Source organism: Streptomyces sp. DSM 116793, assembly GCF_057320905.1.
Genome location: NZ_CM170494.1, coordinates 8349682 through 8369027 on the forward strand (window position 1 = coordinate 8349682; position 19346 = coordinate 8369027).

A 19346-nucleotide genomic window follows, 5' to 3' on the forward strand; every position below is an offset into this window, starting at 1 on the left:
CCGGCGGGGGCCGGACGGCACGGTGCTTCGAGGGGGTGGGCGGGGCCGGGGTCAGGGCAGGCGGCGCAGCCTGAGCAGCGCGCTCGCCCAGTCGCCGGCGGGCAGGCGGTCGCGGATCGGCAGACCGGTGCGCATCAGGGTGTGCCCGCTCACCGCGGGAGAGCCGTCCGACTCCTGGTAGCGGGCCTCGGGGTCGAGCCCGGCCAGCCGCAGCACACCGGGGGAGGGCCGGACGCCCGCGTGCGGCCGGTACAGCAGCAGGGCCACCTCGTCACCGTGCACGTACTGCACCGCGGACAGACCCCGGCCCGGCTCAGCGCCCAGCCGGTACTGCTCGCCGTGCTGCACCACGGCACGGATCTCCTTGTACTCGGCGACCAGCCGGCGCGCGGTGCCGAGCTGCCCGGGTGTCCATGCGTTCAGGTCGCCGCCGATGCCGAGGACGCCCGCCATCGCCACATGGAAGCGGTACTCCAGCGGGGCGCGTGCCGCGTCGGTGACCCAGGCCGCCATCACCCCGGCCGGGTAGACCTGGCTGAAGCCGTGCTGGATGGACTGCCGGTGGAAGGCGTCGGTGTTGTCGGACGTCCACACCTCGTCGGTGCGGGCCAGCACACCGAAGTCGACCCGCCCGCCGCCGCCCGCGCAGGACTCGATGCGCAGCGCCGGGTGCCGGGCGCGCAGCCGGTCCATCACCGCGTAGACGTTGCGGGTGTGGTCGATCCACAGCCGGTCCTGGTCGCCGTCGCCGGTGCCGGCCCGCTCCGGCCAGCCTGCCTGGGACAGCGAGCGGTTCATGTCCCACTTGAGGAACGTCACACCGTGGTCGCCGACCAGCCGGTCCAGCCACCCGAACGCCCACTCGCGGACGTCGTCGCGGGCGAAGTTGAGGACCAGCTGGGTGCGCAGTTCGTCCCGGCGGCGGTGCGGATGGCGCAGCACCCAGTCGGGATGGGAGCGGTACAGGTCGCTGTCCGGGTTGACCATCTCGGGCTCGACCCAGACGCCGAACTCCATGCCGAGGGTGCGCACCTTGTCGGCGAGCGGCCTGAGGCCGTTCGGGAAGCGCTCGGGGTTCGGCCACCAGTCGCCGAGTCCCGCGGTGCTGTCGGTGCGCCGGCCGAACCAGCCGTCGTCCATCACGAATAGCTCGACGCCCAGGCCGGCCGCCTTCTGCGCCAGCTCGATCTGGCCGGCCTCGTCGATGTCGAACTCGACCGCCTCCCACGAGTTGTAGAGCACCGGCCGGGTCTCCGCGGGATGCGGCAGTACCCGGGCACGGGCGTGCCGGTGCCAGGCACGGCTGGCCGCACCGAACCCGCCGTCCGTGTGGACGCCGAGCACCGGCGGGGTGGTCAGCTCCTCACCGGGCGCCAGGCGCCAGGTGACGCCGTCGTGCCCGAACCCGGCGGTCACCGCGGCCCTGCCCTCGAAGCGCCGCTGGGCGGTCAGCCGCCAGGTGCCGCTCCAGGCCAGCGCCACGCTCCAGACCTCGCCGTGCTCCTCGGTCGCGGTGCCGTCGTCCACCATGATCCAGGGGTTGGTGTGGTGTCCGGTGAGGCCGTGCCGGCTGGTCAGGGTGAGCTCCCCGGCGGGCAGCGGCACCCGGCTCAGCTGGCTCTCGGCGGCCCAGGCGCCGGAGACGGAGCTACAGCGGTAGTCGGGCAGCTCGGGCAGCAGCCAGTTGCCCGAGTCGGCCCGGTGCACCAGGAAGGGCTCGCCGGCCGGCCCGTCGGGGGCCCCGGTGTGCTTCAGGGTCACCCAGCGCTCGATCGCGTCGGAGCCGTCGTGCACCCGGTGGTGCAGCACGACCCGCAGCGGGAAGTGCCGGTCGGCGAGGACCAGGTCGAGCCGGGCGCCGCCGTCCTCCCGCACCACCTCGTCCCCGACCAGGGTCAGCTCCAGCGAGCGCACCCCGCCCGGGAACGTCACCTGGAGCGAGGGCACCCCCCAGCGCAGGCCGCCGTCCACCGGCAGCGGCTCCTCGACGTCCAGCGGCAGGCCGTACGGCGCGGTGGTGAACGGAGGTCCCGCGAGGCGCGCCGCCTCCGCACCGGTGAGCCGGGCGCCCCAGTGGAGCTGCACCAGCTTGTCGTCCGAGGCCGCGTGCAGGGCATAGGTGGTGTGCTCGGTGGACAGGACCCAGACCCGTCGCTCGCGGTCGACGACGACGCACGCCATGGAGTGATTCCTCTCGTGTGGTGGCGCTCACGGATGTGGCCGGCCCCGGGAGATGGCCCCGGGAGATCTCCGTCAGCCCTTGGTGGCGCCGTTGGTGAGACCACGGACGAACTGCTTCTGCAGCACGAGGTAGAGGACCAGCACGGGCAGGGTGGCCAGGAACATCAGGCCGAAGACCGTGCCGTAGTCCGCCTGGTACTGCCCGACGGCCCGGTAGATGCCGGTGGTGACGGTGGTGCCGGTGCCGGGGCCGAGGATGACGAGCGGATCGATGAAGTCGTTCCAGATCCACACCCCGAAGAAGATGACGGAGCTCGCGGTGGCCGGCCGCAGCAGGGGGAAGACGATCCGCCAGAAGACGGTCAGCCGCCCGGCCCCGTCGATCGCAGCGGCCTCCTCCATCTCCACCGGGATGGTGCGGACGAAACCGGCGAAGACGAAGACCCCGAACGGCACGTAGTAGCCGACGTTGAACAGCACCAGGCCCTGCACGGTCGTCATCAGGTGGAAGACGCCCAGCACCTTGGTGATCGGCAGCAGGATCACCTGCGGCGGGATCATCAGCCCGGAGAGCAGCACCAGGGTGGCGACCCGCGCCCAGCGGGACCGGGTGCGGGCCAGGTAGTGGCCGAGCATCGCGGACAGCACCGTGAGCACCACCACCGAGAGCCCGGTGACCAGCAGACTGTTGGTCAGGCTCGCCCAGAAGAGGTGGTCGGGGCGGCTCACCACCGCCTGGAGGTTGGCCAGCGTGGGCGGGCTGGGCAGCGAGGCGGGGCTCGGCGCGATGTCGGCGCCCGGCTTGAAGGCGTTGGCCAGGACCACATAGAGCGGCACCGCGAACAGGGCACCCAGCACGGTGACGACGAGCGGCCGCCACCAGGACGCGTCGAACCGGCCGCCGCCGGACCGCTCCCAGGCCGGCCGGCCACCGCCGGATCGCCCCGGTGCCGGCCTTCCGCCGCCGGACGTCGCCCCGGTGGCGGCGGTGCCCACGGCGTTTCCCACGCGACTGCTCACGGGACCGCTCACAGGGACACCTCCCTTCGTTGCAGCAGCCGCAGCACCACGGCCGAGGCGGTGGCGACGATCAGCAGCATCACCACGGCCATCGCGGACGCATAACTCTGGTGGTTGGCGACGAACCCGGTCTGCAGGGTGAGGAACGCCACCGTGGCGGTGGTGCCGCTGCCGGGGCCTCCGTTGGTGATGACCTGGATGTGGTCGTACGCCTTGAACGCGGTGATCAGCAGGACGACGGTGTTGATGGTGAGGGCGGGCGCCAGCAGCGGCCAGGTGACATGGCGGAAGCGGGTCCCCGGCCCCGCGCCGTCGATCGCCGCCGCCTCGTACAGCTCGTCCGGCACGGACTGCAGCCCGGCGAGGTAGACCACCACGCAGAAGCCCAGCATCTGCCAGGACATGATGCCGGCCACCGAGTACAGCGCGAGGGACGGGTCCGACAGCCAGCCCACCGGGTGCGCCCCGAGCCAGCCCAGGGCCTGGTTCACGGCGCCGTCGTCGGCCAGCAGGCGGGTCCACACGATGGAGACCACCACGGAGCTGAGCACCATCGGCACGAAGAACACCCCGCGCCAGGCGTTGTAGAACCAGCCCTTCTTGTTGAGCAGCAGCGCGATGCCGAGCCCCGCGGCGTTCGGCACGATCACCAGGATCAGGGTGAGCACCGAGGTGACGCGCAGGGAGGTCAGGAACTCCTCGTCACCGAAGAGCGTGCGGTAGTTGTCCAGGCCCACGAACCGGGTGTCCGGATGGAACGTGTTGTAGTCCGTGAGGCTGTACCAGAAGCTGAGCACCACCGGGGCGAGCACGAAGCAGCCGTAGACGAGGAGGCCCGGCGCGCCGAACACCCCGAAGTGGGCGAGAGCGGCGCGGATCCTGCGGGAGCGGCCGGCATGAGCCGCCGTCCGGGTCTTCGGCCGCCGCCCGGCACGGTGGTCGATGCGGACATCGGTGACCATGGGTCAGGACGCCTTCTTCCACTCTTCGTCCAGGTAGGACGCCGCCTCCTTGGGCGACTTCCGGCCGAGGATGACGTCCTGTGTGGCCGCGAAGACCTTGGCGTCCATGCCGGGCAGCAGCCCGTCGCCGCCGGTCTCCCAGGCGAACGCCTTCACGGTCTTCCTGTCCTTCAGCGCCCGGGTCCACAGGTCGTAGGTCTCGTTGAAGACCGGACCCATGTCCTTCGGCGGCGTGTACCCCTTGATCGCCGGGAAGAGGGCGTCGGAGCGCACCGAGGCGTCCAGGTTCTTCTTGTCGAGCTGGAAGGCGAGGGCGAACTTCTTCGCGGCCTGAAGGTGCTTGGAGTGCGCGTTCACGTCGAGGCCGCCGCCGGTGTACTCGGAGAGCAGCTCGCTGCCGTCGTCGGTGGGCCACCGGAAGACGCCGATGTCGCCTCTGACGGCGCTCTTGTCGCCGGCCGAGGCGAACCAGGAGCCCATCGGGTACATCGCGCCCTTGCCCTTGAGGAACGCCTGCTCGGTGGCGGCGTAGTCCAGGGAGAGCATCTTCGGGTCGATATAGCCCTTGCGGGCCAGCCGGCCGACCTTGGCCAGGGCGCCGACGAAGTCGGGCTGGTCGAAGCCGACCTTGCCGGCGCGGCGCTCGACCATCCAGTCGGGGTCCTTGCGGTAGACGTCGGTCGCCACGGTGCCGGTCAGCGGCAGGACCGAGGGGAAGGCGTCCTTGCCGCCGCCCACCACGAACGGCGTGGTGCCCTTGGCCTTGAGCTTGGCGCAGTCGGCCAGCAGCTCGTGGTACGTCCTCGGCGGGGTCTTGATGCCGGCGGCGGTGAACATCGACTTGCGGTAGTAGACGTTCGGGATGGTCTGGGTGTTGGTGGGCAGCTGGTACACCTTGCCGTCGATGGCACCGCCGTCCGGCACCACGAAGTCCTTCAGTTCCGACGGCTGCCATGCGTAGAGGTCGCCGGCCTCGGCGAAGCCGCTCGGGCTCACCGCGATCATCACGTCGGGGAACTGGCCGGAGGCGCGCAGCTGCTTGGCGTACGCGGTGCGGTCCGCGCTCGGCGACACCAGCTTCTTGACCTTGATGTCGGGGTACTTCGCGGTGATCCGCTTGATCGCGTCGTCCCAGTACGCGGGCGGCAGGTTGGGCGTCTCGAACGTCAGGAAGGTGATCTCCTGCGCGTTCGCGCCGCCGGCCGACGCCGACGGTTCGCTGACTGAGCACGCGCTGAGCGGCGCGAGCGTCGCGAGTGCGAGCAGCGCGGCCGTGGCGAGGCGGGTTCGTGGCATTGCAGGGCTCCTCCGAGGACGGCAGGCGGGGTTTACCGCATCGAGCCGTGAGCGCTCACGTGAGCGTTCCCGGAAGAGAGTGGTTGAGCCTCATTCCGCTGTCAACCCAATTGACCAGGTAAAGTTTCCACATCATGCCACTTTCCGTGAGCGCTCCCGTGAGCGCTCACGGAAAGTGGCAGAGAGTGTCAGATGCCCTCACGAACAGGCCCCGGCAGGTCCGGCGGAGGTTAGAGTTCCCTCGTGTCCACAACGAACAGGCCGCGCCGCATCACCATCGACGACGTGGCGCGCTCCACAGGGGTGTCACGGCAGACCGTCTCCCGGGCGATCAACGACAAGCCCGAGATCGACCCCGCGACCCGGCAGCGCATCCTGACCGCGGCCCAGGAGATGGGCTACCGGCCGAGCCGCTTCGCCCGCGGCATGGTCAGGCAGTCCACGACGACGCTCGGCCTGGTCATCGCGGACGTGCTGAACCCGTTCTTCCCCGAGGTGGTCGCCGGAGTGCTGGAGGCCGCCGAGGCGCGGGGGTGGCAGGTCGTCATCTACACCACCTCGTCGCGGCTCAGCAGGGAGCAGGAGATCGCGGAGACGATCGTCGACCATGTGGACGCGTGCGTCGCCTTCCTCCTCGACACCACCGCCATCGCGCGGGTCGCCGGGTCGGGCATCCCCTTCGTGCTGCTCGGCAACGAGGACCGGCCGGTGGAGGTGTCCACCGTCCGGATCGATTTCGCCTCCGGGATCCGGCAGGCGTTCGACCACCTGATCGCCCGCGGACACCGCAGGATCGCCATGATCGACGATCGGGACCGCGCGGAGTCCGGGACGCCCGACGTGCGCAGCGGCCTGTTCACCACGGTGGCCCTGGAGTGCGGCCTCCGGGTCGACCCGCGCTGGCGGCAGCTCGCGGGCAACTCCATGCAGGGCGGCGCCGCGGCCATGGAGCGCCTTCTGGAGACGGCGCCCGAGGTCACGGCCGTCGTCTCCTACAACGACATGATCGCCATCGGCGCCATGCGGCACGCCCTGGCCCGCGGCCGCGCCGTGCCGGGCGACTGCGCCTTCGTCGGCTTCGACGGCCTGGCCCTGGGCGAGTTGGTCGACCCGCCGCTCACCACGCTCGCCATCGACAAGCGCCGCCTCGGCCAGGCCGCGGTCGAGCAGGTGGCCGAGCAGATGTCGGGTACCGGAGGCAGGGGTGAGACGGCGATCCGGACGCAGTTGGTGGTGCGGGGGTCGACCTGAGCGGTCCGGTGCGGGTGCGCCGGGGCCGGCGGCCGCCGGCGGGGTTCAGGGCGTGCGGGTCCGGTGGGGTGCCGGACCCGGGGACCGGTCCCGGCCGGTCCTGGTCGAATGCCGGTATGACTCGCTCGAAGTCCTCGGCGCCGGGGCGCCCTTACCGCTTGCTGACCGGTGTTCTGCTGTGCACGGCCGTGCCCTGCGTGCTGGTTGCGTGCTCGCCCGGAGAGCCGTCCGGGGATCGCGCCGCCGCGTCGCCGTCGCACCGTCACCCGGGCCCGACCGCCGCCACGACCCCGGGTGCCGCGTCGCCCTCCACGGCAGCGCCGAAACCGTCGCTGCCCGAGGCGGCGGACGGTGCGCACCCCCGGGCGTGCGCGGACGGCACCTGCGAGATCCGTGTGAGCGGTCCCGTGACGGTGCCGCTGCCGGCCCGGTTCGGCCTCGGCCCGATGCAGGTGACCGTGGTCGACGGCCGTACGGCGATGCTGTCGGCGCCGCTGACCCGGTCGGACTTCTCCAGCGACGGCGGGTGTTCGTCGAGCGTCACCGGGCCCGGGGCGGCCGGGCCGGCCCGGGTGGATCTGACGTGTCACACGGGCGAGAAGGCCGTGGTCAACGCGATGAGCCTGGAGGTCGCCGGAATCGCGGGGCATGCCGCCGTGCTCCGCATCCGGCCCGCGACGTGACGGCGGCCGCGGCCCACCCGCACCCGCCGGACGGTCACTCCTTCGGGCTCGGCCTGCGGTCCCGGCGCCCCGCCCGGCGCACCGACTCGCCCGCCACCAGGGTCGCGACGGCAACCCAGCGCACCCGGCGCGGGCCGCCCCGCGCCGCCCACACGACGCAGACACACCCTCCGACGACGAGCACGAGGATGCCGGACAGGACGACCACGGCCACGCTGTTCCCCTCACTTCCACTGCGGTCCGCCATGCTCTCAGCAGGCGCGGCGGACCGTACCAGCGGCCTGCCCTTGAAGTGACGCTCGTGCGGGGCGGGTGGTCCTGCCGGGCCGGGCTGTTCGGCTCGTGGTCCGTGTGCCGGTTCGCCCTCGTGGTCCGCGCCGGGCACCGGGCCGGGCCGGGCGCGCGCCGCGGGTTCGCCTCGTGCCCGTGGTACGCCGTTCATCTGCCGGCCGGGGCGGAGCCGTTCAGCCGGCGGCGTGCTCCGGTGCCCGCGCGCCCACCGCTTCGGGCCCAGGCGCGTACTGGGCCAGACCGTGGCCGAGGGACCAGTCGATCGACTCGTTCTCGGTGACGGTGACGAACACGTTGCGCGGCTCCGTGCCCGCGTACGCGTGGGCCAGCTCGGCGATCCGCCGGTACAGCGCCCGCTTCTGCGCGGCGGCGTGCCCGGAGCGCATGGTGATGCTGACGAACACGATGCCGTCGTCGCGGTGCACACCCATGTAGTCGTCGTACCGCAGGGTGCTGTTGACCCCGTCGTGGCCGGTCAGGACCTGGAACCGGTCGTCGGGAGGGAAGCCGATCGTCTCCGTCAGGGCCTCGTGCACGGCACGACCGAGCGCGTCGAGCCGGCCGGCGTCGGCCCGCAGTGCGTCGATGCGGACAAAGGGCATGTCGGTGATGCTCCTCGGGGTTGGTGGGACGGCGTGTCCGTCAGGACGCCGCCGTGTCGTCGGGGTCTCCGTACGGTGGGCCCGGGCCCGGTGCGCGATGTCCCCCCGGACCACGGCGCATGGGCCCCGCCCCGTGTGCGCCGTGGGACCAGGGCGCTTGGGGCCCGTGCGCACGGTCCGGTCAGTGCGCGTGTGCGGCCAGCAGGCCGAGGGCGCCGTCGACCGCCCGCGCGTACGCGTCGGCCGAGCCGGCGGCCCGGGCCAGCACATAGCCGCCCTGGAGCATCGCGATCAGCGCGGCCGCCGTGGCCGCGGGGTCGAGCCCCGCGTCGATCTCGCCGCTGTCCCGCCCCTCCGCCAGCACCCCGGCCAGCCTGCCGGTGAGCCAGGCGAAGGTCTCCTGGACGGGGCGGCGCAGGTCCGGGTCGGCCATCACATCGGGATCCTGGGTGAGACGGCCCACCGGGCAGCCCTTCAGCGCGTCCCGTTCCCGCCGTAGGAACGCGGTGACGCGCTCGGCCACCGGGCCGGGCCGGCCCAACTCCGCCTCCGCCCTGCTCCGCAGGTCCTCGGCGCTGCGGTCGATCGCGGCGAGTGCCAGGTCGGGCTTGCCCTGGAAGTGGTGGTACATGCTGCCCTGGCCCGCACCGGACCGCTGCTGGATCGCCTTCGGGCTGGTGCCCACGTAGCCGCGCTCCCAGAGCAGCTCGCGCGTGCTCTGGATCAGTCGCTCCCGGGTGTCCATGGAGACGACCATACATACCAGTAGGTACAACCACAAGCCATGGACGCCGCACGCCGGCTCTCAGGGGACCCGACACCTCTCGGGGTGCAGGCCGACCCTCAGGGTGCGGGGTGGCCCTCGGGGTCTAGGCGATCCTCGGGGTGCGGACCGGCCCTCGGGGTGCGGGGCGGCCCTCATGGTCCAGGTGGCCCTCAGGGCTCAGAGCGGCTCCAAGAGGCCAGGGTGACTCAAGGGGGAGGGTGGCTCAGGGGGCCAGGGTGGCTCCGGGGCGTCGGCGCGGTGGCCGACGGCCCCTGGCCGGATCTGCCCCGGTGGCCGGTTTCATGCCGGCCACCGGGGCGGCCGGAAATCGCTGTGCCCGCCGGGAGACGGCCCGTTGGCCGCGCCCCGGCCCGGGCGCGCCGGTGATCATTCTCACACCGGCCCGCCGCATCCCTGGGCCGGGGCGGGAACCGGGCGGACCAGACGGCCTCTCAGCGCCCGAAGTCGCCGTGCAGCTGGCCGCCGACACCCGAGCCCATCCGCTCGAACCGGTCCTGGAACTGCGCGGCGATCTGCCGGGACTCCTCGGTGCGGCCGGGCTGCCCGGTGATGTCCATGGCGACCGTGAGCACCCCGCTGATGACCGAGGCGCCGGGGGAGAGCTTCACCGGAGTGCAGGTGAAGGAGTAGGTCTTCGGCGTGGAGGAGTTGTACGGAATGAGCTGGGCCTGCGGAAGCGTGATCGTCTGGCCGGTGTGGAAAGCCTGATCCATTGTCTTGAACACGCCTACGGAATCCAGACCGCTGAGAGCCTGGCGGCCGCGGCTGAGGCGGGGCACCAGACCGAACGCGTCACCCTGGGTAGCGTTGGCATAGCGCAGCAGGTGCTCGGGTCCCTCGGTCAGCATGATCGGGAAGGGTGCCCGGTCGAAGATGGCGAACAGCTGCTGCTGCTGGGTCAGCAGGCTGTCGCGCAGCTTGAACTCCGACAGCAGCGTCTCGCTGAGCTGCTGCATGCCCTCCCTGGGCTCCCGGCCCCACTGGCGGGGCTTCATGTCGGCGACGCAGACCGTACCGAGGATCATGCCGTTGTGGTCGCGCAGGGGCGTGCCCAGGTAGGAGCGCACGCCCATGTCGTTGACGAGCGCGTTGCCCTTGAACCTCGGGTAGTCGAAGACGTCGTCGAGCGCGAGCTGGGCCCCCTGGGCGACGACATGCGGGCAGAAGCCGTAGTCGGTGGGGGCCTCGCGGGCTATGTCGCTCAGGTCGAAGACTATGCCGTCGCTGCTGCCCTCGTTCTCTCCGGGCGGCGGGACGTACATGCCGCGGAACATCTGCCGCTCGTTGTTGATGAAGTTGACCATGGCGAGGGGTGCCTGGGTGAGGGTTGCCGCGATGCGTGCGACCCGGTCGAACGTCGCCTCGGCCTCAACGCTGTTGAGTCCGAGGACCTGCAGCCGGTGGGTGCGTTCCTCGGCCGAGTGCTCGGGGTGATCAGGCGTCAGGGAATCCATGACTGGAGATGAAACCAGATCCGTCCCCTCCGCGTACTGCCCCCAGAGGCATCTTTGGCCGTTCCCCGTCACACCAGCACCATCCAGGGGCGGCGCCGGTACCTCCGAGTGACCACCCGTCGATGCCCTGTCAGCGCAGAGTGCGGGCAGGGGTGCAACCTTGAATCCTGTCCATGTGCAAGCCGTCTCATTCGGGCAACGATCAGTTCCTGCCAATCCTTGATGGGGCAACGACCGCGTCGGTCATTACATACGACAATCGTGCCGTGGTTGGTTGTGGGGAGCAGTGTGCGCAGCGGTAGCCTCAGCGCCGGTTCGGCGGGGCCTCGCGGCACGATCGCTCTCTCGCCGAGCCGGTTTGGACCACTGCTGAGTCGAGGGTGAAGGGAGGGACATGCGGTCGGCCGGGTGCCACGCCTTACGGCGGGGCTGGGAATTACCCCGACGCCCTGAATGCGGCGCCGGAACGATTCAACAAGTTGGCCGGTTCTCAACGCAGTCCAGACCTTCCCGTGCCATCGGCTCAGGGAACGGACGCCGGCGGCCGCTACCGCGGACGACCACCACGTCCGTCTCCCCGCCGACGGCCCTCCACCGGGGCGGCTGTGAGCGAGACCACTGCGACCGCGGCGACGCACCCCAGCCGGTGCGCCGCGCGACCTCCGGCCCGGCGAGCTCCGCCCCTGGGCGCCGCTGACAGCACGAATCAGGACGCAACCATCACGTGTCGAGTTCCCACCTGTCAGAATCCGAGATTCCGCACCGCTACGGCGGCTCAGGAACGTCACGGCCGCCCCCCTTGGGTACTCATGGCGCAGGCGTGCAGGCACCATCGCAGCGGTACCCGGGGAAGCATCGAAGGAGTGTTCTGGTGAACAGGTCGACAGCGGACGTCGAAGCACGGTCGGTGGCGGTGATCGGCATGGCCTGCCGTTTTCCCGGCGCCCCCGGGACCGACCAACTGTGGGAGTTGCTCTGCGAGGGCGCGGACGCCACGAGCCAGACCCCCGCCGAGCGCTACGACGCCGACGCGCTGTACTCCACCGTCCCCAAACCCGGCACCATCCGCAGCCGCCGCGCCGGTTATGTGCAGGACATGGCCGCGTTCGACGCGGAGTTCTTCGAGATGTCGCCCACCGATGCCACCGAACTCGACCCCCAGCACCGCCTGCTGCTGATGACCGCCTGGGAGGCGCTGGAGGACGCGGGCCAGCGCCCCGACCTGCTGGGCGGCACCAGGACCGGCGTCTTCGTCGGCAACGCCCACACCGACTTCCTCGAGATGCAGTACCGCAAGGGCCTGCAGGCGGCCGGCGCCTCGCAGTTCCACAACTACCGCTCGCTGCTGTCCGCACGCCTCTCCTACTTCTTCGACCTGCGCGGCCCCAGCGTCGTGCTGGACACCGCCTGCTCGTCCGCGCTCGTCGCGGTGCACACCGCCGTCCAGAGCCTGCGCGCCGGCGAGGTCCCGCTGGCGATCGCCGCGGGCGTGAACATCAAGCTCCGCCCGGACGAGGCCGTGATGATGACGCAGGCCGGCACGCTGGCGCGGGACGGCCGCAGCAAGTTCGGCGACGCGGGCGCCGACGGCTACGCGCCCAGCGACGGCGTCGGCGTCGTCGTCCTCAAGCCGCTGGCCGCGGCACTCGCCGACGGCGACCGCATCCGCGCCGTGATCCAGGGCAGCGCGGTCAGCAACGACGGCCGCACCGGGGGCGCCCTGCTGACGCCCTCGCTGGCCGGGCAGGTGGACGTGCTCCGCTGGGCCTACCAGGACGCCGGGGCCAACCCCGCCGACGTGGACTTCGTCGAGGCGCACGGCGTCGGCTCGCCGACCCTGGACCCGCTGGAGTTCACCGCGATCGGCGAGGTGATGGGCCGCGGCCGCCCTGCCGAACGCCCCTGCCTGGTCGGCTCCGTGAAGACCAACATCGGCCACGCGGAGGCGGCGGGCGGGCTCGCCGGGCTGATCAAGACCGTGCTCTGCCTGGAGCACGGTCAGGTGCCGGCCAGCCTGCACCTGAAGACGCCCAACCCCCAGGTGGCCTGGGACCGGCTGCCGCTGCGCGTCCCCGACCGGCTGCAGCCCCTGCCGTACACCGGCAGACCGGCACTCGCCGGCGTCAGCGGACAGGGCGTCTCCGCGCTCAACGCCCACCTGGTGGTCCGGCAGGGCGACACCGTCGCCGCCGGCCGCATCCCCACCCCGCGCAGCCTGCGCCGGGAGGCCTACCTGCTGCCGCTCTCCGCCCGCAGCCCCGAGGCCCTGGCCGACCTCGTCCGCGCCTACGCCGACTACCTCGGCCCCTACGGTCGGGGCGCCGCCTACCCGCTCCGCGACATCTGCTACAGCGCCTCCACCCGCCGCCAGCACCACGCCTACCGCACCGCGGTGGTCGGCACCTCGCACGAGGAGATGGTCGAGGCACTGCGCGGCACCGGCACCCCGCGCCGCAAGAGCCGCAGCGCCCTCGCCGCCGCCGAGCGCTACGTGGCCGGCGAGAACATCGAGTGGCAGGAGGTGTACGGACCCGGCTTCCGGTACGTGCCGCTGCCCACCTATCCCTGGCAGCTCAAACGCTACTGGCCGGGGGAGCAACGCGCGTCGCAGCCGGGCGGCGACCTCGCCGACGAGGTGCTGCGCGAGCACGCCCGCACCTCGTACACCGAGGCGTCGATGCTCTCCGAGATAGGCATCGACTCCCTGGCGATGCTGCGGATCATCGTCGAGCTGTCCGAGAAGTTCGACCGCCAGGTCGAGCCCGAGGAACTGGCCCGGCTGCACGACGTGGCCGCGCTGCGGCAGTGGCTGACGGAGCTGGAGGCACAGAAGGCATGAGCCACCCGCAGACCGCCTACGCATGGTTCGCCCGCAGCGCCGACCGGCTCGGCGACGCCCGGACGGCCGTCGAAGTGGGCGACGACGCACTGACCTACGGTCAGCTGCGGGACCTGGCGGAGCAGCTCGCCGCCCGGCTGGTCGCCGCGTGCGGCGGCACCGCCCCCCGAAGAGTCGGCCTGCTGGCGAGCCGCTCCCTGACCGCATACGCCGGATACCTCGCGATCCTGCGCGCGGGCGCGGCCGTCGTCCCCCTCAACCCCGAGTTCCCCGCGGCACGCAACGCGTCCATCGCCAAGGCGGCGGAGCTCGACCTGGTGCTCACCGAGACCGCGGAGTCCGGCGCCGACCTCGGCGTGCCCCTGCTCGCCGCCCGGCCGTGGGACCCCACCGCCCACCGGCTCGCTCCCGCGCCCCCGCCGCGGACCACCCCCGACGACATCGCGTACATCATCTTCACCTCGGGCTCCACCGGTGTGCCCAAGGGCGTGCCGATCCTGCACCGCAACATCTGCGCCTACCTCGCCCACCTGACCACCCGGTACGACGCCGGGCCCGGCAGCCGGATGTCGGGCAGCTTCGACCTGACCTTCGACGGCTCCGTCCACGACCTGTTCGTCGCCTGGGGCTGCGGCGCCACCCTGGTCGTGCCGATGCGCCACCACCTGCTGGCGCCGGTGAAGTTCATCAACGCCCAGCGGCTCACCCACTGGTTCTCGGTGCCGTCGGTGGTCTCCTTCGCCGCCCGCCTCGGCACGCTCACCCCGGGCAGCATGCCGACACTGCGCTGGAGCGTCTTCGGCGGCGAGCCGCTGCCGCTGAGCGCGGCCCGCGCCTGGCGCGCCGCCGCACCCGGCAGCGCACTGGAGGTCCTCTACGGCCCCACCGAACTCACCATCTCCTGCACCGCCTACCGCCTGCCGCCCCACCCGGAGGACTGGCCGAGCCCGGCCAACGGCATCGTCCCCATCGGCACCTGCCACCCCGGCACGGAGTACCTGCTGCTCGACGAGACCGGCCGCACCGCCACCACCGGTGAGCTGTGTGTGCGCGGCCCCCAGCGCTTCGCCGGCTACCTCGACCCGGCGAACGACGCAGGGCGCTTCCTGAGCATCGCCGCGGAAGGCCTGGCGCACCCCATCACCCCGGGCACCGCCGTCACCGCGGAGCACTGGTACCGCACCGGCGACCGGGTCACCCTCCAGGACGGGCAGCTGGTGCACCTGGGACGGGTGGACCAGCAGGTCAAGATCCGCGGCCACCGGATCGAGTTGGGCGAGGTCGAGGCCCTGCTCAGGGAGCAGGCAGGGGTGCACGACGCCGTGGTGGTGGCCGTGCCGGGACGGGACGGCGAGCCCGAGCTGGAGGCCGCGGTGAGCGGCGCCGACTGCGACGGCGAGCGGCTGTTCGCCGCCCTCGGCGACCACCTGCCCCTGTACATGCTGCCCCGGCGGATCGTTCCGTTCGAGCAACTGCCGCTGAACGCCAATGGCAAGATCGACCGGCGTGCGCTGCTGGAGGCACTCGGCGACGACCGTTCCTGAGCGCACCCAGCCGGCGGCCGCTGCGCGGGTCGGCCGCCGCCTCCCACCGCTTCCCGGGGCGGGCGCCACCAGGTCCGCCCACCTGCGCGTGTGTCACCCACCCACCGTCCCGTTCGACTTGTCTGTGAGGCTCGCCCATGTTTGACGCCATCGTGGTGGGAGCGCGCTGTGCCGGAGCGCCCACCGCCATGCTGCTCGCCCGTGCGGGGTACCGGGTGCTCATGCTGGACCGGGCGGACTTCCCCTCCGACACCCTCTCCACCCACCTCATCCACCAGCCGGGCGTCGCGGCGCTGGCCCGGTGGGGTTTGCTGGACCGGGTCCGCGCCTCGGGGTGCCCGGCCCTCGACCACGCCGTCTACGAGGTGGCCGACATCCGGCTCGAAGGGTGTGCACGCGGTGTCGAAGGACAGCGTGCGGGGTATGCGCCGCGGCGCGTGGTCCTGGACGCCATCCTGGTGGAGGGTGCCGTGGCGGCCGGGGTGGAGTTCCGCGGCAAGTGCACCGTGAGCGGTCTGCTGCACGACGAGACCGGCCGGGTCGTCGGTGTGGAGGGGAGATACGCGGGCCTGCCCTTCACCGAGCGCGCACACCTGGTGATCGGCGCGGACGGTATGCGCTCCAAGGTCGCGGAGCTCTGCGGCGCACCCTACACCTCCCAGAAACCCCGCATGACCTGCGCCTACTACGCCTACTGGGGAGACGTTCCGGCCGCTCTCGAGCTCTACGAGGCACCGGGCAGCTGGGTGGCCGCGGTACCCACCAACAACGCCGCCACCCTGGTGCTCGCCTACTTCCCGCAGTCACGCTTCGACCAGGTGCGCACCGACATCCGGCACGCCTACCTGGAGCAGATCCGCACCACCGCGCCGGCCCTGTACGAACGCCTCCAGGGCAAGCCGATGGTGGAGCGCCTGCGGGGCACCGGCGACCAGCAGAACTTCTTCCGGCAGGCGGGCGGCCCCGGCTGGGTGCTGGTCGGCGACGCCGGCCACCACAAGGACTCCATCACCGCACGGGGCATCAGCGACGCCTTCTACCAGGCGGAGAGCCTGGCGCGGCACGTGGGAGGCCGGCTCGGCGGTCACCCGGGCGAACTCGACCGGGCCATCGCCGCCTACGCAGAGGACCGGGACGCCGCCCTCACCGCGGGCTACCAGGCCACCCTCGCCGCGGCACAACTCACCCAGCACGAGCAGCGCCTGGAATTGCTGCGGGCGGTGCAGACCGACCCCGATCTCAGGTCCATCTATTTCGACATCGTCGCCGGGATCGAACCCATCACCGCCCTTTACGTCCCGAAACTTCTTTCCTTGCTCTGAAGGTACGGCATGCGCCGCTGGCATGTGACGTTCCCCACCGTCGGGCGGCCGCAAGGCCCCTGGCCAGGCGTCACCTTCCGCTGGACAGGCCGCGAAAGGCCGGGAACCGGGTAAAGTCCGCTCCGGCCCCGCGTCCTGGTCGCCGTGCAGTTCCGTGCCGCAGGGCGACCGGCAGAGGTGGTTCCACTCAAGCACCGGACTCGTATGATTAGTTCGCCCTGATCCTGGTACGGTTCACCGGGTCGTGATCGGTAGATGACGGCACGTCAGAGTGGCGCGCGCGGGAACAACAAGGCATGTCGCACCATTTGCTACCGCTACCAGTTTCGCTGCAGTTCAAGGAACCAGATGCCAGCTATACGCGACCGGCACACAGCTAGCAGGGCAGCTCAACGCAAGTCCCCTCGATCCGCGTCTGTTCTGCCGGTGGCGATTCCGGCGGTGCTCCTCGTCGGGCTCTGGGGATGCACGGCGACGGGGCTGCTCGCCGACCAGTTCCAGGTGCGTGACGACACGTCCCTGGCCCTGACGGTCGGTGGACCGGCCCACGACGTGCTCTCCAAGCTCCAGATCGAGCGCCGTCTGACCGCCACCTGGCAGGCCAACCAGGCCGAGCCGGCCCGCTCCGCCCTGGAGCAGGCGCGCACCAACACCGACGCCGCCATCGAGAAGTTCCGCCGGTCGACGGAGTCCAGCACGGACGGCAAGGCTCTTCAGGACCGGACCAAGAGCCTGAACTCCGCGCTGAACAAGCTCTCCAAGAACCGCAGCGCCATCGACCGGCGCACCCTCAGCGAGGCGAAGGTCTTCCAGTACTACACGGACACCATCGCCATCAGCGCCAAGGTGATCGACGCCGCCACGCAGATCGGCGACGGACGGCTCGCGAAGGCCGCCAGGGCCACCACCTCCCTGGTGCAGGTCTCCGAGATGATCTCCCGTGAGGACGCGCTGCTGTCCAGCGCGCTCGCCTCCGGCGATCTGTCCGCCACCGCCCATGTGCAGTTCGCCCAGTACGCCGCCATCCAGCGGCACATCCGCACCGCCCTGCTGGACTCCGGCGACCTGCCCGGCGGCGAGGGGGCCGGCTACGAGCGACTGCTGGCCGATCCGCAGTGGAAGTCGCTGACGTCCATCGAGGACGCGGTGTCACGGAGCGCCTCCACCACACCGCCGAAGCAGGCGGGGGACTGGCGGGCGGCCGTCGACACCATCGGCGCCGACCTGACCAGGATCGACGCGGACTCCTTCACCGCCCTCGCGGACGAGGGCTCCGACCGGGCCGACATCCTGCTGCTCCAGGCCGTGCTGGGCACGCTCGCCGCCATCGCCGCGCTGGTCGTCACCGGTGTCCTGGTGCGCCGCGCCGCGAAGTCGACCTCCGGCAGGCTGTCCGACCTCCAGAAGCAGATCGAGGACCTCGGCGAGCGCCGGCTGCCGCAGATCCTCCAGGAGCTGGAGCGCGGCGAGCACGTCGCCCCCGGCGAGGTGCCGCCCGCCGCCCCGGACGCCGACCACCTGGAGCGGCTCGGGGTGGCCGTGAGCCGCCTCGGGCACGAGTTCGAGGCCGCCCTGGTGCGGCAGGCCCGCGGCCGCGAGGGCACCGAGAAGGTCTTCGCGAACCTCACCCGCCGCACCCAGATCCTGGTGCACCGGCTGATCTCCCTGCTGGACGACCTGGAGCGCAAGCACGAGGACTCCGACCTCCTGCAGGACATCTTCAAGGTGGACCACCTGGCCACCCGTGTCCGCAGGCACTCGGAGAACCTGGTGATCCTCGGTGGCTCCGCGCCGGGCCGCCGCGGCATCCGCCCGCTGTCCATCACCGACGTGGTGCGCGGCGCCGTCTCCGAGACCGAGCAGTACCGCAGGGTGACGGTGCAATCGTTCCCACCGGGGCGCCAGGTGTCGGTGGCGGCGCGCGCGGTCACCGACATCACCCACCTGCTCGCCGAGCTCATCGAGAACGGCACCACCTTCTCGCCGCCGGACACCCAGGTGCAGATCAGCGCCCGTAAGGTGGCCAGGGGTCTGGCCCTGCACGTGGAGGACCGCGGCCTCGGCATGCCGCCCGAGCAGTACGAGCACCTGAACAGGATGCTGGCGGACCCGCCGCAGCCCGACATGGACGCGCTCGGCAAGGACCCGCGTCTGGGACTCTTCGTGGTGGCCAAGCTGGCCGAGCGGCACGGTCTCAAGGTGTCGCTGCGCGAGTCCGACTACGGCGGCACGCTCGCCGTGGTGCTGGTGCCCACCTCGCTCCTGGAGGAGCACGAGTCGTCGCTCCCGGAGAAGCTCAAGGCGGCCGCGGGGCACTCCGCCGCGGTACAGGCGCAGGCACCGGCCCCGGCGTCCGCTCCCAGCCCCGGGTCGGCGCCGGCCCCGGCCTCCGCGCCGGCCCCGTCGACCACACCGACTCCGGTGCACATCCCGAGTCCCCGGGGACCCGAGCCGCTCGCCACCGGTGGCGGCGGCCTCCTGGACGTCCCCAGCGTGGCGGCGGTCGGCAGCAACGCGGGCCTGGTGACGGCAGGGGCGCGGACACCGCAGTTCGAGACCCACGGGTTCCCGGACTACGGCGGCGCGGGCCTGCTGCCGTCCGTGGAGGAGGAGCGGGCGGGCACCGCGCCGTCGTCGGCGTGGTCGCCCCTCTCGGACCACACGGACCTCCAGATGCACCAGGAGGTACCGACCTACCACGAGCCCCAGCCGCAGCATGATCTCCATACGCACGCGGACACGCTTGCGCACTCTGACCTCCATGCCCGTGGAGACCGGTACGGGGAGCCTTCGGACCACTACACCGAGCAAGGCGCTCCGCCGGCCGAACCCATGGGGCAGGGTCTGTCGCCACAGCCATTGGAAGACCCCCAGGTCCTTCCCACCAGGACCCGGGGCGCAAGTCTCGCCAAGCAGTTGCGGGAGGAGGCGGCACCCCCGCGCTCGGGCCGAGAGGACGTTGAGGAAGACATGGGCAGTTTCACACCTGGCAGGTCCGCTGCCAACATGATGGCCATTCAGCGCGCAACCAGGCTGGCCCGGGAGGGTGACTCCCAGGCCGCCGAGCTGGATGGCCCGGCAGAGTCGCGTCACAACGGCACCGACGAACTGTGA

14 protein-coding genes are annotated in these 19346 nt (G+C 71.7%); 6 read left to right on the forward strand and 8 right to left on the reverse strand.

All coding sequences use genetic code 11. The annotated features are described in order from the left end of the window. Positions 1-51: 51 nt before the first annotated feature. The 4 genes from ACSMXW_RS32930 to ACSMXW_RS32945 all read right to left on the reverse strand — a co-directional run bounded on the left by ACSMXW_RS32930 (position 52) and on the right by ACSMXW_RS32945 (position 5459). Complete coding sequence (locus ACSMXW_RS32930; protein ID WP_485801754.1) at positions 52-2181, reverse strand: alpha-galactosidase; 2130 nt, start codon at positions 2179-2181, stop codon at positions 52-54. 72 nt (positions 2182-2253) lie between these two features. Next, on the reverse strand, positions 2254-3039 hold the full coding sequence (locus ACSMXW_RS32935; protein WP_485808458.1) for a carbohydrate ABC transporter permease: 786 nt from the start codon (positions 3037-3039) through the stop codon (positions 2254-2256). Between the two features lie 170 nt (positions 3040-3209). After that, on the reverse strand, positions 3210-4163 hold the full coding sequence (locus ACSMXW_RS32940) for a carbohydrate ABC transporter permease (RefSeq protein WP_485801755.1): 954 nt from the start codon (positions 4161-4163) through the stop codon (positions 3210-3212). A gap of 3 nt (positions 4164-4166) precedes the next feature. Continuing rightward, positions 4167-5459: an ABC transporter substrate-binding protein gene (locus ACSMXW_RS32945; protein WP_485801757.1), complete on the reverse strand. Its 1293-nt coding sequence runs from the start codon at positions 5457-5459 to the stop codon at positions 4167-4169. A 243-nt stretch (positions 5460-5702) separates the two neighbouring features. Here ACSMXW_RS32945 and ACSMXW_RS32950 point away from each other — a divergent pair, with 243 nt between their 5' ends. Together ACSMXW_RS32950 and ACSMXW_RS32955 are read left to right on the forward strand one after the other, a co-directional pair. After that, positions 5703-6710 carry a LacI family DNA-binding transcriptional regulator gene (locus ACSMXW_RS32950; protein WP_485801758.1) on the forward strand — a complete coding sequence of 336 codons (1008 nt, stop codon included), beginning with the start codon at positions 5703-5705 and terminating at the stop codon, positions 6708-6710. 395 nt (positions 6711-7105) lie between these two features. Beyond that, positions 7106-7393, forward strand: coding sequence for a hypothetical protein (locus tag ACSMXW_RS32955; RefSeq protein WP_485801760.1), 288 nt, complete (start codon positions 7106-7108; stop codon positions 7391-7393). A gap of 34 nt (positions 7394-7427) precedes the next feature. Here ACSMXW_RS32955 and ACSMXW_RS32960 read toward each other — a convergent pair whose 3' ends face one another. The 4 genes from ACSMXW_RS32960 to ACSMXW_RS32975 form a co-directional block, all read right to left on the reverse strand. Then, positions 7428-7640 (reverse strand): hypothetical protein, encoded by a 213-nt coding sequence (locus ACSMXW_RS32960; RefSeq protein ID WP_485801761.1) that lies wholly within the window; start codon positions 7638-7640, stop codon positions 7428-7430. Between the two features lie 217 nt (positions 7641-7857). Next, positions 7858-8286 carry a tautomerase family protein gene (locus ACSMXW_RS32965; protein WP_485801763.1) on the reverse strand — a complete coding sequence of 143 codons (429 nt, stop codon included), beginning with the start codon at positions 8284-8286 and terminating at the stop codon, positions 7858-7860. A 181-nt stretch (positions 8287-8467) separates the two neighbouring features. Further along, positions 8468-9031, reverse strand: a complete 564-nt coding sequence (locus ACSMXW_RS32970; RefSeq protein WP_485801764.1) for a TetR/AcrR family transcriptional regulator — start codon at positions 9029-9031, stop codon at positions 8468-8470. A gap of 473 nt (positions 9032-9504) precedes the next feature. Next, complete coding sequence (locus ACSMXW_RS32975) at positions 9505-10527, reverse strand: GAF domain-containing protein (RefSeq protein ID WP_485801765.1); 1023 nt, start codon at positions 10525-10527, stop codon at positions 9505-9507. A gap of 871 nt (positions 10528-11398) precedes the next feature. Here ACSMXW_RS32975 and ACSMXW_RS32980 point away from each other — a divergent pair. The 4 genes from ACSMXW_RS32980 (at position 11399) to ACSMXW_RS32995 (ending at position 19346) form a co-directional block, all read left to right on the forward strand. Continuing rightward, positions 11399-13366, forward strand: coding sequence for a beta-ketoacyl synthase N-terminal-like domain-containing protein (locus ACSMXW_RS32980; protein WP_485801767.1), 1968 nt, complete (start codon positions 11399-11401; stop codon positions 13364-13366). Next, complete coding sequence (locus ACSMXW_RS32985) at positions 13363-14910, forward strand: amino acid adenylation domain-containing protein (RefSeq protein ID WP_485801769.1); 1548 nt, start codon at positions 13363-13365, stop codon at positions 14908-14910. Before ACSMXW_RS32980 ends, ACSMXW_RS32985 begins: the two co-directional genes overlap by 4 nt. 137 nt (positions 14911-15047) lie before the next feature. Continuing rightward, entirely contained in the window at positions 15048-16232 is a 1185-nt protein-coding gene (locus ACSMXW_RS32990; RefSeq protein WP_485801771.1) for an FAD-dependent oxidoreductase, read from the forward strand. 426 nt (positions 16233-16658) lie between these two features. Beyond that, positions 16659-19346, forward strand: a complete 2688-nt coding sequence (locus ACSMXW_RS32995; protein ID WP_485801773.1) for a sensor histidine kinase — start codon at positions 16659-16661, stop codon at positions 19344-19346.